General features: G+C 70.9%; 9 protein-coding genes. 7 read left to right on the forward strand and 2 right to left on the reverse strand.

All coding sequences use genetic code 11. From position 1 onward, the window contains the following. Positions 1–447 precede the first annotated feature (447 nt). Both AC3IYI_RS31325 and AC3IYI_RS31330 read right to left on the reverse strand, forming a co-directional pair. Complete coding sequence (locus AC3IYI_RS31325) at positions 448–1,230, reverse strand: hypothetical protein (protein WP_489406832.1); 783 nt, start codon at positions 1,228–1,230, stop codon at positions 448–450. A 199-nt stretch (positions 1,231–1,429) separates the two neighbouring features. Next, the gene (locus tag AC3IYI_RS31330; protein ID WP_422519080.1) at positions 1,430–3,109 is read right to left on the reverse strand and encodes a PucR family transcriptional regulator; all 1,680 of its coding nucleotides are present in this window, start codon (positions 3,107–3,109) and stop codon (positions 1,430–1,432) included. 254 nt (positions 3,110–3,363) lie between these two features. Between AC3IYI_RS31330 and AC3IYI_RS31335 the strand changes: the two genes are divergently transcribed. The 7 genes from AC3IYI_RS31335 (at position 3,364) to AC3IYI_RS31365 (ending at position 13,092) form a co-directional block, all read left to right on the forward strand. Beyond that, positions 3,364–4,260 carry an FAD binding domain-containing protein gene (locus AC3IYI_RS31335; protein ID WP_250744166.1) on the forward strand — a complete coding sequence of 299 codons (897 nt, stop codon included), beginning with the start codon at positions 3,364–3,366 and terminating at the stop codon, positions 4,258–4,260. Positions 4,261–4,262: 2 nt separating this feature from the next. Further along, complete coding sequence (locus tag AC3IYI_RS31340) at positions 4,263–4,871, forward strand: (2Fe-2S)-binding protein (RefSeq protein WP_243338761.1); 609 nt, start codon at positions 4,263–4,265, stop codon at positions 4,869–4,871. A gap of 2 nt (positions 4,872–4,873) precedes the next feature. Beyond that, positions 4,874–7,279, forward strand: coding sequence for a xanthine dehydrogenase family protein molybdopterin-binding subunit (locus tag AC3IYI_RS31345; RefSeq protein ID WP_489406833.1), 2,406 nt, complete (start codon positions 4,874–4,876; stop codon positions 7,277–7,279). Positions 7,280–7,657: 378 nt separating this feature from the next. After that, a complete protein-coding gene (locus AC3IYI_RS31350) occupies positions 7,658–9,121 on the forward strand; it encodes an NCS2 family permease (protein ID WP_489406834.1) in 1,464 nt (487 codons plus the stop codon). An 82-nt stretch (positions 9,122–9,203) separates the two neighbouring features. Continuing rightward, complete coding sequence (locus tag AC3IYI_RS31355; RefSeq protein WP_489406835.1) at positions 9,204–10,367, forward strand: XdhC family protein; 1,164 nt, start codon at positions 9,204–9,206, stop codon at positions 10,365–10,367. A gap of 126 nt (positions 10,368–10,493) precedes the next feature. Further along, complete coding sequence (locus AC3IYI_RS31360) at positions 10,494–11,783, forward strand: YncE family protein (RefSeq protein ID WP_489406836.1); 1,290 nt, start codon at positions 10,494–10,496, stop codon at positions 11,781–11,783. A 73-nt stretch (positions 11,784–11,856) separates the two neighbouring features. Beyond that, complete coding sequence (locus tag AC3IYI_RS31365; protein ID WP_489406837.1) at positions 11,857–13,092, forward strand: GNAT family N-acetyltransferase; 1,236 nt, start codon at positions 11,857–11,859, stop codon at positions 13,090–13,092. Positions 13,093–13,113: the final 21 nt, after the last annotated feature.

A 13,113-nucleotide genomic window follows, 5' to 3' on the forward strand; every position in this document is an offset into this window, starting at 1 on the left:
CCACCCCGCCCCCGTCCCCGTCCCGGGCCGACCCCCTGCCCCGCCGACGGGGTGGGTCTTTCAGGCGTCCGGCGGGTCCTTTGCCGTCCGGAGTTGAGGGCCGGGGTTTGGCTTCCCGCCGTCCGTCCGGCTTTCCGGCCGTCCCTCCGGTGTTCGCGGTGCGGGTCCGGGGCATTCCAGCCCGCCCGCGCCAATCCAGCCGTCCGGCGTTTGAGGCGCCGGGTCTGGGGCTTTTCAGCCGTCCGGCGTTTGAGGACCGGGGTCTGGGGCGGAGCCCCAGGGGGTCCGGGCGCAGCCCGGGGCCCCTCCAGCCCGTCCGGCGTTTGAGGACCGGGTCCGGGCTGGCCCGGGGAACGGTGGAAGGGCGGGTAGGGGACTTCGCCCCGCAGGGCCGAACTCACGGCGGTGGCGTGCGCTCCGCCCGGCCGCCGCCGGACGGAGTTCGCGTCAAGAAGGAACTGCGGGCACCGGGTGGAGTTGGTCTGCCAGCCAGGTGGGGATGCCGCCCAGGAGGTGGAAGAGGCGGCGGGCCTCCGCGCGGAGGCGGGTGGCCTCCGGTTCCGGTTCGGCTTCGGCCAGGGCCGCCAGGGCGGGGGCCGTGCCGATCAGGAAGCCGAGGTCCTCCCGGATGCGGAGGGATTCCGCGAAGCCCTTGCGGGCTTCGGCGACCTCCCCGTCCCGCAGTGCCAGCGCCGCCAGGTGCCGCCAGGTGAAGGACAGGAGCAGGACGTCGCCGTGGGCCAGGGCGCCCGCGTGGGCCCGGCGGTACGCCGGCAGGGCGGAGGAAGGCGCGTCCGTGAGGTGCTCCGCGACCAGGCCCCGGCGGAAGTCCAGCAGCGGCCGGGTGCGCGACCCCGGAGACAGCAGGGCCGCCGCCCGGCCGAGCGCCGAGCGGGCCTCGTCGGCCCGGTCGCGCACGCCCAGTACGGTCGCCGCGTACGCCAGGTGACCGCGTTCGCACGCGGCCGCGCCCCGGTCGTCGTCGTCCTGCGAGACCGCTTCGGCGACCCGCAGCGCGTCCTCCGCCTCGGCCCAGCCCTGCCCGGTGAACAGGCAGCGTTCGACCAGCAGTGCGGTCCGCTGCACGGTGGCTCCGGCATCGTGCAGGTGCGGCGTCAGCAGGGCCGCCGCGTCGGTCCAACAGCCGCGCGAGCGCAGCCGCCATATCGCCCGCTGGAGGGGGTCGTCTCCCCCGATAGTTCCGGCACTGGACATGGCGGTATCCGCCACATTGCCCTCCCCAAAGCAACCAAGCAGCACGTCGTTGAGCCCTGGGGCGAAATGAGAGCACGGATCGGCAGGTTCGGCCAAGGGGTCGGGTGAACTCTTTCACAAAGTCCGGACGGATCATCAGCCGCCCCCAACCGGCCCCGGACGGGAGCCCGATCGGTCCCGACCGGCCCCCCGGCCGGTCAGGCGGTGGATCTCCTCAGCTCATCCGCAGTGCGAGGAAGAAGTCGAGCTTGTCCTCCAGCCGGGAAAGGTCCCGCGCCGTCAACTGCTCGATTCGCCCGACCCGGTACCTCAGCGTGTTGACGTGGAGGTGCAGGCGCGTCGCGCAGCGGGTCCACGAGCCGTCGCAGTCCAGGAAGGCCTCGAGGGTGGGGATGAGCTCCGCCCGGTGGCGGCGGTCGTAGTCCCGCAGCGGGTCCAGCAGCCGGGCCGTGAAGGCGCGGCGGACGTCGTCCGGGACGAACGGGAGCAGCAGGACGTGCGAGGCCAGCTCGTGGTGGCCGGCCGCGCAGACCCGGCCCGGGCGGGCCGCCGCGACCCGGCGGGCGTGCCGGGCCTCTTCCAGGGCTCCGCGGAGCCCTTCGGCGGAGGACACGGCCGCGCTGACGCCCAGGGTGAGCCGGCCGTCGTCGGCGAGTCCGGCCGCCAGGGGGTCCCGTACGGCCGCGAGCAGCGTTTCCGCGTGCAGGGCGGTGTCGGGGCCCTTCTCCTCGCCGGGCTCCCCGGCGGGCGCGGGCAGCGGTACGAGGGCGATCGCCTCGTCCCCGGCGTGCGCTACGGCGATCCGGTCCGAGGGTTCGGGACCGGAGACGGAGGGGTCTACGAGGATCTCCTCCAGCAGCGACTGGGCTACGGGGCCGCCCGCGATGTCACCGCCGTCCCAGTCCACCCGGGCCACGACGACCTGCCAGTGCGGGGCGGTGCCCAGTCCGGGCAGGAGGACCGGCGCGGCCACCCGCAGGCGGGCGGCGATCTCGGCGGGCGGAGCGCCCGTCTGGACCAGCTCCAGGACCTCCTGGGCGAGGCGGCGGCGCACCGTGCGGGCCGCGTCGCGGCGGTCCCGCTCGACCGCGATGAGCTGGGTGACGCCCTGGAGCAGGTCGAGCCGCTCGGCCGGCCAGTCGCCGGCGTCGGCCTCGACGGCCAGCAGCCAGTCGGACAGCACGCTCTCGCGGACGTCCCGGGCCGCCGGACCTGCGGCGCCGCGACCGTGTCCCCTGATCGGGAAGAGGGAGTAGGTAATACCCTGGAGGGAGATCCGGTGCGGTCCCCTGCGGCCCGTCCGGACCGCCGCGAGGTGCTCGCTCGCCAGTGCCGCGCAGATGCCCGGCGCCAGCGGCTCGCCCGCCCCGGCGATCTGCCGGCCGGTGGGTGAGAGCACCCAGGCCCGGAGATCGAGGTCCGTGGTGAGCAGATCGAGCACCACATCGGGTCCGCCACCGGCCGGACCGGAGGTCATGAGCCGCCGATGGCGGTCCACGACGGCCGCGAGGTCGCCGGCACGCTCTCCCGACACCTGCCGCACCACGTACTCGGTGATGGTGGCGAATGCAACGTCTTCGTTTACAGCGAACAACGGCAGACGGTTGCGCAGACACGCCGAGACGAGGTCGTCGGGAATGTCACCCAGCTCGGCCTCGCCGGCCGCGAGCCCGGCCACGCCGGCGCTCGCGAGGATTCGTACGAACGGCTCGGAGTCGGCTGAATTTCGTCTCCATGCCAGGCCAGTGAGGACTAGCTCCCCTCCGGATAGGTATCGGCTGGGATCCCTCAGGTCGGTCGTCATGACCCCGCGGACCGTCCGGTCGAGTTCTTCCTCGCCGCCCAGCAGCCGCAGCCCCAGCGCCTCGGTTTCCAGCAGTGCGCGCAGCCGCATGATGTCGCCGCCGATCTGTCTCGAATGTTGCCGTTGGAAATCGGGCAGGTCGTCGCATCCTGCCTTTCATACGAATCTACAAGACGAGGGAGGTCCCCAGCCAACTCCTTCATGGTTTCGGTGACTGCACCCGGGGGACACGCGGCCGGTGTACTGAGTCCACACCGCGTTAACAGCACGTGAACGACCAGTCGAGGGCCCAACGGCCTCCTGGCTTGAAGTGAACGACACGATGAAGAAGAAGAGAGCCGCACATGGACTTCCTTCGCCCCGCCAGCTGGGAGGAGGCGCTCGCCGCTAAGGCCGAGTTCCCCACAGCTGTGCCGATTGCGGGTGGCACCGATGTGATGGTCGAGATCAACTTCGACCACCGTCGGCCGGAGTACCTCCTGGACCTGAACCGCATCGGTCTCCTGCGGGAGTGGGAGGTCGGCGAGGACGTGGTACGTCTGGGCGCCTCCGTCCCGTACACGCAGATCATGGAGAACCTCCGCACGGAGCTTCCGGGACTCGCGCTCGCCTCGCACACGGTCGCGTCCCCGCAGATCCGTAACCGCGGCGGTGTCGGCGGCAACCTCGGTTGCGCCTCGCCGGCCGGCGACTCCCACCCCGCGCTGCTCGCGGCGGGCGCCGAGGTCGAGGTGGAGTCCGTACGCGGATCCCGCCTGATCCCGATCGACGAGTTCTACACCGGCGTCAAGCGCAACGCGCTGGCCGCCGACGAGCTCATCAAGACCGTCCACGTCAAGAAGGCGGACGGCCCCCAGCAGTACTCCAAGGTCGGCTCCCGCAACGCGATGGTCATCGCCGTCTGCGCGTTCGGCCTGGCGCTGCACCCCGAGACCCGCACGGTCCGTACCGGCATCGGTTCGGCCGCGCCGACCCCGATCCGGGCGAAGGCCGCCGAGGAATTCCTCAACGCCGCGCTCGAAGAGGGCGGCTTCTGGGAGTCCGGCAAGGTCATCACCCCGTCGATCGCCAAGCAGTTCGGTGACCTCGCCTCCGGCGCGGCCAACCCGATCGACGACGTCCGCGGCACGGCGAAGTACCGCCGCCACGCGGTCGGCATCATGGCTCGCCGCCAGCTCGTCTGGACGTGGGAGCAGTACCGCGGTTCGAACAACGGCCGCTCGCTTGAAGGGGCTGCGTAATCATGCGCGTCAATTTCACTGTCAACGGCCGTCAGCAGGAAGCCGACGACGTCTGGGAGGGCGAGTCCCTTCTCTACGTCCTGCGCGAGCGCCTGGGCCTGCCCGGTTCGAAGAACGCCTGTGAGCAGGGCGAGTGCGGTTCCTGCACCGTCCGCCTCGACGGCGTGCCCGTCTGTTCCTGCCTGGTCGCGGCCGGTCAGGTCGAGGGCCGCGACGTCGTGACCGTCGAGGGCCTGGCGGAGTTCGCCAAGCAGCGCGACGAGCACGGCCACGGCGGTGCCTGCGGCACCGGCGGCGGCTGCGGCAGCAAGGGCGGCGTCACCCTGGACGCTGCCAAGCAGTGGCAGGCCAAGCCGGGCGACTCGCAGACCGGCGAGGGCGTCGAGCTCTCCACCATCCAGCAGGCGTTCATCGACGCCGGCGCCGTTCAGTGCGGTTTCTGCACCCCGGGCCTCCTGGTCCAGGCCGACGCGCTGCTGGAGGAGAACCCCTCCCCGTCCGACCAGGACATCCGTGAGTCCCTGTCCGGCAACCTCTGCCGCTGCACGGGCTACGAGAAGATCCTCGACGCGGTCCGCCTCGCGGCCGCCCGTCAGTCTGAGGCGGTCTGACCATGGCCCAGAACACGCGCACGGTTCCGGCGGGTACGCCGACCAACGTCACGCAGAAGCACACCAAGGGCGGCATCGGCGAGTCCACGCTGCGCCCGGACGGCACCCTCAAGGTGACCGGTGAGTTCGCGTACTCCTCGGACATGTGGCACGAGGACATGCTGTGGGGCCAGACGCTCCGCAGCACCGTGGCCCACGCCGAGATCGTCTCGATCGACATCTCCGAGGCCCTGGCGATGCCGGGTGTCTACTCGGTCCTGACGTACGACGACCTGCCGGCCGAGATGAAGAACTACGGCCTCGAGATCCAGGACACCCCGGTTCTCGCCAACGGCCGGGTCCGTCACCACGGTGAGCCGGTCGCCCTCGTGGCCGCCGACCACCCGGAGACCGCCCGCCGCGCGGCCGCCAAGATCAAGATCGACTACCGTGAGCTGCCGCTCGTCACGGACGAGGCCTCCGCCCTCGCCGAGGGCGCGCCGCTGATCCACGAGGGCCGCGACGACCACCACATCGGTCACGTCCCGCACCCGAACATCGTGCACCGCCAGCCGATCATCCGCGGCAACGTGGAAGAGGCCCGCAATCGCGCCGACGTCATCGTCGAGGGCGAGTACACCTTCGGCATGCAGGACCAGGCCTTCCTCGGCCCGGAGTCCGGTCTGGCCGTACCGTCCGAGGACGGCGGTGTCGAGCTCTACGTCGCCACCCAGTGGCTGCACTCGGACCTCCAGCAGATCGCCCCGGTCCTGGGCCTGCCGCCGGAGAAGGTCCGCATGACGCTCTCGGGTGTCGGCGGCGCGTTCGGTGGCCGTGAAGACATCTCGATGCAGATCCACGCCTGCCTCCTGGCCCTGGCCACGAACAAGCCGGTCAAGATCGTCTACAACCGCTTCGAGTCCTTCTTCGGCCACGTGCACCGTCACCCGGCGAAGCTGTACTACGAGCACGGCGCCACCAAGGACGGCAAGCTCACGCACATGAAGTGCAAGATCGTCCTGGACGGCGGCGCGTACGCGTCCGCTTCCCCGGCGGTCGTGGGCAACGCCTCCTCCCTCTCGGTCGGTCCGTACGTCCTTGAGGACGTGGACATCGAGGCGATCGCGCTCTACACGAACAACCCGCCCTGTGGCGCGATGCGCGGCTTCGGCGCCGTCCAGGCCTGCTTCGCCTACGAGGCCCAGATGGACAAGCTCGCGGCGAAGCTGGGCATGGACCCGGTCGAGTTCCGCCAGCTCAACGCCATGGAGCAGGGCACGATCATGCCCACCGGCCAGGTCGTGGACGCTCCGGCGCCCGTCGCCGAGCTGCTGCGCCGGGTCAAGGCCCGTCCGCTGCCGCCGGAGCGCCAGTGGGAGTCCGCCGGCGAGAGCGCGGACGTCCGCGCGCTGCCCGGTGGTCTGTCGAACACCACCCACGGTGAAGGCGTCGTCCGCGGCGTCGGCTACGCGGTCGGAATCAAGAACGTCGGCTTCTCCGAGGGCTTCGACGACTACTCCACCGCCCGCGTGACCCTCGAGGTCATCAACGGCGAGGCCGTCGCGATGGTCCACACGGCCATGGCGGAGGTCGGCCAGGGCGGTATCACCGTCCACGCGCAGATCGCCCGTACCGAGCTGGGTGTCACGCAGGTGACCATCCACCCGGCCGACACCCAGGTCGGCTCCGCCGGTTCCACGTCCGCCTCGCGGCAGACGTACATGACCGGTGGCGCGGTGAAGAACACCTGTGAGGCCGTCCGCGAGGCGGTCCTGGAGATCGGCCGGCGCAAGAACGGCTCGTACCACCCCGCGTGGGCGACCGCCGAGCTGCTCCTCGAAGGCGGCAAGGTCGTCACCGATGGCGGAGAGGTCCTCGCGGACATCGCCGACATCCTCGAGGGTGAGGACGCGATCGACATCGAGCTCGAGTTCCGTCACGCCCCGACCGAGGCCTTCGACCTGGTCACCGGCCAGGGCAACGGTCACGTCCAGTACACCTTCGCCGCGCACCGCGCGGTCGTTGAGGTGGACACCGAGCTCGGCCTCGTCAAGGTCGTCGAGCTGGCGACCGCCCAGGACGTCGGCAAGGCGCTGAACATGCTCTCCGTGGTCGGCCAGATCCAGGGTGGTACCACCCAGGGCCTGGGCGTCGCGATCATGGAAGAGATCATCGTGGACCCGAAGACCGCGAAGGTGCGCAACCCCTCCTTCACGGACTACCTGATCCCGACCATCCTCGACACCCCGACCATCCCGGTCGACGTCCTGGAGCTCGCCGACCCGAAGGCCCCGTACGGCCTGCGCGGTATGGGCGAGGCCCCGACCCTCTCGTCCACCCCGGCCGTCATCGCGGCGATCCGGGCGGCGACCGGTCTGGAGATCAACAAGACGCCGATCCGTCCGGAACTGCTCACCGGCACCCTCTAGGACGGCGTGGTCCGGGGGCCGCGAGGCCCCCGGACCCCCCCCCAGATTTCCGGGCGGTGTGACACGGGAACGTCACACTTCCAGTCGCACCGCCCGGAGCAAGAAGTCCGGAGTCATCAGTACCGCACCGCTCGCGGTCAAGTTTTCACCGGAAGTACCCCGATATCACCCCCGGTCACACCACCTACCCCCCGGTGTCACCAGCAGTACCAGCCGTACCGCACCCACGCAGTACCCGCAGTACACGCAGTGCACCCAGTGCACTATTTGCGTCGCCTCGGGCCGTCACCCCGGGTCGTGCAGCCAAACGCGTTTTCCCAAATCCCGTGTCTCCAATCTTTATGCGGGTGCCCCTTTGAACCTTGGGAGTTAGGCACCATGACCCAGTCCTCTGTGGAGCCCAAGACCAGTGCGGAGGGAGCCGGAGACGGCTCTTCGACCCCCGCTGGTCAGTCTTGGCTCGACCGGTACTTTCACATCAGCAAGCGCGGATCCAACGTCGGCAACGAGGTTCGTGGCGGTATCACGACCTTCATGGCGATGGCGTACATCCTCCTGCTGAACCCCCTGCTCCTTTCGGGCAAGGACGTCGCGGGCACCACGATGGCCCCCGCGGCCCTGATCACCGCAACGGCCTTCGCCGCCTGCATCACCACGCTCCTCATGGGCTTCGTCGGCAAGGTGCCGCTGGCGCTCGCCGCCGGTCTGTCCGTGTCGGGCGTGCTCGCCTCGCAGGTCGCACCCGCGATGACCTGGCCCCAGGCCATGGGCATGTGTGTGATCTACGGTGTCGTGATCTGTCTCCTGGTCGTCACCGGCCTCCGCGAGATGATCATGAACGCGATTCCCCTCGCGCTCAAGCACGCGATCACCATGGGCATCGGCCTGTTCGTGGCCCTCATCGGCCTCGTGAACGCGGGCTTCGTCGGCAAGGGCTCGGAATTCGGTCCCCCCGTCACCCTCGGTCACGGCGGCGAGCTCGCCGGCTGGCCCGTCCTGCTCTTCTGCGTGACCCTGCTCGCCATCTTCGCCCTGCAGGCCCGCAAGGTCCCCGGCGCGATCCTGATCGGCATCGTCGGCGGCACCGTCCTCGCGGCCATCCTGAACGCCGTCGCGGACATCGACCCGAAGGCCTGGAAGAGCGGCCCGCCGGTCCTCTCGGGCTCCGCGGTCTCGATGCCGGACTTCTCGCTCTTCGGTGACGTCTCCTTCGGCGGCTGGGGCGACGTCGGTGTCATGACGGTCGGCATGATCGTCTTCACCCTCGTGCTCGCCGGCTTCTTCGACGCGATGGCCACCATCATCGGTGTCGGCACCGAGGCCAAGCTCGCCGACGACCAGGGCCGCATGCCGGGCCTGTCCAAGGCGCTGTTCATCGACGGTGCCGGTGGCGCCATCGGTGGCATCGCGGGTGGCTCCGGCCAGACCGTGTTCGTCGAGTCGGCCACCGGCGTCGGTGAGGGTGCCCGCACAGGCCTCGCCTCCGTCGTCACCGGTCTGTTCTTCGCGCTCTGCCTCTTCTTCACCCCGATCACGCAGATCGTCCCCGGTGAGGTCGCCTCCGCGGCCCTCGTGGTCATCGGCGCGATGATGATGCAGAACGCCCGCCACGTGGACTGGGCCGACAGCGCCACCTCGATCCCGGTCTTCCTGACCGTCGTGATCATGCCGTTCACGTACTCGATCACGGCCGGCGTCGCCGCCGGTGTCATCTCCTACGTCGTCATCAAGCTGGCGCAGGGCAAGGCGCGCGAGATCGGTGCCTTCATGTGGGCGCTGACCGGAATCTTCCTGGTCTTCTTCGCGCTGCACCCGATCGAGGGCTGGCTCGGGGTCAGCTGACCCGGGCTGATCTGATCCGTACCAAAAGCCGCACCCTCCACGTATCCGATACTGGAATCTGAACCCCTCCGAGGAGGCCCCCATGCTGGATATCGCCGAAGAACTGAACCGGTGGGTCGAGCAGGGACGTGACTTCGCCGTCGCCACGGTCGTGGCGGTCGGCGGGAGCGCACCCAGGCAGCCCGGAGCGGCCCTCGCCGTCGACAGTGACGGCACGGCCATCGGTTCGGTCTCCGGTGGATGCGTGGAGGGTGCGGTGTACGAGCTGTGCCAGCAGGCGCTCGAAGACGGCGAGACCGTCCAGGAGCGCTTCGGGTACAGCGATGACGATGCCTTCGCCGTCGGTCTGACCTGCGGCGGAATCATCGACATCCTGGTGACCCCGGTCCCCGTGGGCTCTCCCGCCCGGGAGGTGTTCGCGGCCTCGCTGGCCGCCGCCGCCCGCGGGGAGGCGGCGGCGGTCGCCCGGATCGCCGAGGGCCCGGCCGAGCTCATGGGCCGCGCCGTACTCGTCCGGGGCGAAGGCTCCCACGAGGGCGGGTTCGGCGGCCACCCCGAGCTGGACCGCGCCATCGCCGACGAGGCACGGGCCATGCTCGAAGCCGGCAAGACCGGCGTGCTGGAGATCGGCGCCGACGGCCGCCTCTGCGGTGAGCCGCTCAAGGTGCTGGTCGAGTCCAGCGTCCCGCCGCCCCGGATGATCGTCTTCGGGGCCATCGACTTCGCCTCCGCCCTGGTGCGGATCGGCAAGTTCCTCGGCTACCGGGTGACGCTGTGCGACGCCCGGCCCGTCTTCGCCACGAAGAAGCGTTTCCCCGAAGCGGACGAGATCGTGGTCGACTGGCCGCACCGCTACCTGGAGGAGCAGTCCTCCGCCGGTACGGTCGACGGCCGGACCGTCCTGTGCGTCCTCACGCACGACGCCAAGTTCGATGTCCCGCTCCTCGAACTGGCCCTCAAACTTCCCGTCGCCTACGTCGGCGCCATGGGCTCCCGCCGCACCCACGAGGACCGCAACAAGCGGCTCCGCGAGGTCGGTGTGACCGAGCTCGAACTGGCCCGGCTGCGCTCTCCGATCGGTCTGGACCTCGGGGCCCGATCCCCGGAGGAGACCGCGCTGTCCATCGCCGCGGAGATCGTGGCCAACCGGCGCGGCGGCACCGGCGTGGCCCTGACCGGCGCGCACATCCCGATCCACCCGGACGTCGCGAACACGGTGATCAGCAGGATCGGTTCCGTCGCTTGAAGAGGTGACGAGCTCCAGCTCTAGCGTGGTGTGGAAAGGGCGCAACCCCGTGGGGGTTGCGCCCTTTCGTTGTTCCGCCTATCTTACCGGCCGGTAACAGCGTCTCCCCGTAATGGAGTTGACCGGATGTCTGCCAGTCGAACGAGTAACCGCCGCGCCCTGCCGGCCCTGGCGGCCGTGGCCGCGCTGGCGCTGGCCGCCCTCGCGACGGGTCCCGCGCCCGCTGTGGGCGCCGGGCTGCCGGCGGGCGCCGGGTCCGCCGGCCCGGGCCCGCGCGAGGTCTTGTTCGTGGGCAACAACTGGGAGGGCACCGCCGACGTCCTCGCCTCCACCGGGGACCTGGCCAAGGTGGGCCGGATCAATATGATCCCGGACAAGCAGGAGCGGCTCCGGGAGATCTACCTCAACCCGGTGAAGCTCGCCTACTTCCTGGGCGTCCGGGCCACCGCGGGCGAGGGCCACGACCAGTTCGTGGACGACATGTACACCACCCCGGACGGCTCCGCCGTCGTCGCCTCCCGCCCCAGCTTCGCCGACATCGTCTCCATCGACGTCCGCACCGGCCGGGTCAACTGGCGCTTCCCCGTGGCCGGTTACCGGGCCGACCACATGGCGGTCTCCCCGGACGGCACCCGCGTGGCAGTCTCGGCCTCCACCGCCAACACCGTGCACGTCCTCGACATGGCGAGCGGCCGCCAGGTCGGCTCCTTCACCACCGGTGACAAGCCGCACGAGAACGCCTTCACCCGGGACGGCCGGTTCCTGTGGAACAGCTCCATCGGTGACGTGACCTCCGCCCTCGACGCACCCTGGCTGGACTGGACGAAGGGCGACCGCAGGATCACGGTCGTCGACGCGCAGACCTTCCGCCCGGTCCGGGTGATCGACATGCGGGCCCGCCTCGACGCCTTCGGCCGTTCCGACCTGTCCGACGCGGTGCGGCCCATGTCCTTCGCCCCGGACGAGTCGAAGCTCTACTTCCAGGTGTCCTTCTTCAACGGCTTCGTCGAGTACGACGTGGCCTCCGACCGGATCACCCGCATCAAGACCCTCCCCGAGAACCCCGCCACCAGCACCGACCGCACCACCTGGGTCAACGACTCCCGGCACCACGGCATGTCCATGAGTCCGGACGGGTCCAAGCTGTGCGTCGCGGGGACCATGGACGATTACGTGACCGTCGTGGACCGGGCCACCCTGGAGCAAGGGCCGCTCGTGCCCGCCGCCAAGCCCTACTGGGCCACCGTCGACGGCGACGGCTCCGGCTGTGTGATCTCCGAGAGCGGCGCCGACCAGGTCACGGCCATCGACTTCGCGACCGGCGCCAAGCGGGTGTCCGTACCCGTCGGCGACCACCCGCAGCGGGTCCGGCTCGGGCACGTCCCGGCGGACTGGACGGGGCCCGCGGCGCGCTGACCCGGAGCCGGCGTGGCGGGAATCCGCCCCTTATGAAGTGACTGGTCCGCCATGACCGATTAGTCTCTGGATCATGGTGGAGATCCGCGAGGTGCCCGAGGCCGACATCGACCGCGCTCTGGAGCTCGCGTACCTGGTCTTCCACGACCGTCCCGAGAAGGAGGGGCGCGAGCGGCACCGCGAACTGCTCGCCCACTGCCTGCGGATCGGGGCCTACGACGGCGACGCGATCGTCGGCTTCATGGCCGCGCACGCGTTCCGGCTCTCGGTGCCCGGGGCGGACCTGCCCTGTCCCGGGCTCACCTTCGTCTCCGTCGCCCCCACCCACCGCCGGCGCGGCGTGCTGACCGCCCTCATGGGTGAGATGCTGCGGCGGGCGGGGGTGGCCGGCAGCCCCGTCGCCGCCCTGTGGGCCTCCGAGGCCGCCATCTACGGGCGCTTCGGCTACGGCGGCGCCACCCAGGGCGCCACCATCGAGATCGACTCCACCCGGCCGCTGGCCCTGCGCATCGAGCCGGACCGGCGGCCGCTGCGGCTGGTCGCCCCCGATGAGGCGGTCGCCGTCGTCGGCCCGTACCACGAGGCGGCCCGCGCGGTCCGGGCCGGGCGGCCCACCCGCAGCGACCGGCGCTGGACCGAGGAGTGGCTCACCGAGCAGGACGAGGAGGACGAGGAGCTCAGCCCGCCGCGGATCATCGTCCTGGGGGAGCCGGGCGAGCCGATCGCGGGCTACGTCCTGTACCGCACGAAGCCCGGGGAGGACGCCGGGGCCGTACGGACCCCGGGTCTGGTCCGGGTCGACGAGCTGGAGGCCGACACCCCGGAGGTCGCGGCCACCCTGTGGGAATGCGTGGCCTCCCTCGACCTCACGGGCCGGGTCACCGCGTGGGGCCGGCCGGCCGACGACCCGCTGCTGCACTTCGCCGCCGACCGGGACCAGGTCCGGGTCACCTCCGTGTTCCCGGCGCTGTGGCTGCGGCTGGTCGACGTGGCGGCGGCGCTGACCGGGCGCTCGTGGGCCGCGCCCGTGGAACTCGTACTGGAACTGACCGACGTAAGGCTGCCCGCGAACGCGGGGCGGTTCCTCCTGAAGGCCGGACCGGACGGGGCGACGTACGAGCCCGCCGCGGGCCGGGAACCGGACCTGGCCCTGGACGTACGGGAGCTCGCGGCCTGCTACCTCGGCGGGACCCGGGCCGTTGAACTGGCCGCGGCCGCCCTGCTGGTGGAGCACACGCCCGGCGCGGCGGCGGCCCTGGACGCGGGGCTGCGTACCGGACTGCTGCCGCACACGGCCGACGAGTTCTAGTCCCGCCGCCGGCATGCCCCC

The sequence above is a fragment of the Streptomyces sp. GL_148 genome, assembly GCF_057834205.1.

What these genes read in the sequence shown, in the direction of transcription:
- AC3IYI_RS31330 (WP_422519080.1), bottom strand. Translation starts at nt 3,109, where the DNA reads ATGCGGCTGCGCGCACTGCTGGAAACCGAGGCGCTGGGGCTGCGGCTG.
- AC3IYI_RS31335 (WP_250744166.1), top strand. Translation starts at nt 3,364, where the DNA reads ATGGACTTCCTTCGCCCCGCCAGCTGGGAGGAGGCGCTCGCCGCTAAG.
- AC3IYI_RS31340 (WP_243338761.1), top strand. Translation starts at nt 4,263, where the DNA reads ATGCGCGTCAATTTCACTGTCAACGGCCGTCAGCAGGAAGCCGACGAC.
- AC3IYI_RS31345 (WP_489406833.1), top strand. Translation starts at nt 4,874, where the DNA reads ATGGCCCAGAACACGCGCACGGTTCCGGCGGGTACGCCGACCAACGTC.
- AC3IYI_RS31350 (WP_489406834.1), top strand. Translation starts at nt 7,658, where the DNA reads ATGACCCAGTCCTCTGTGGAGCCCAAGACCAGTGCGGAGGGAGCCGGA.
- AC3IYI_RS31355 (WP_489406835.1), top strand. Translation starts at nt 9,204, where the DNA reads ATGCTGGATATCGCCGAAGAACTGAACCGGTGGGTCGAGCAGGGACGT.
- AC3IYI_RS31360 (WP_489406836.1), top strand. Translation starts at nt 10,494, where the DNA reads ATGTCTGCCAGTCGAACGAGTAACCGCCGCGCCCTGCCGGCCCTGGCG.
- AC3IYI_RS31365 (WP_489406837.1), top strand. Translation starts at nt 11,857, where the DNA reads ATGGTGGAGATCCGCGAGGTGCCCGAGGCCGACATCGACCGCGCTCTG.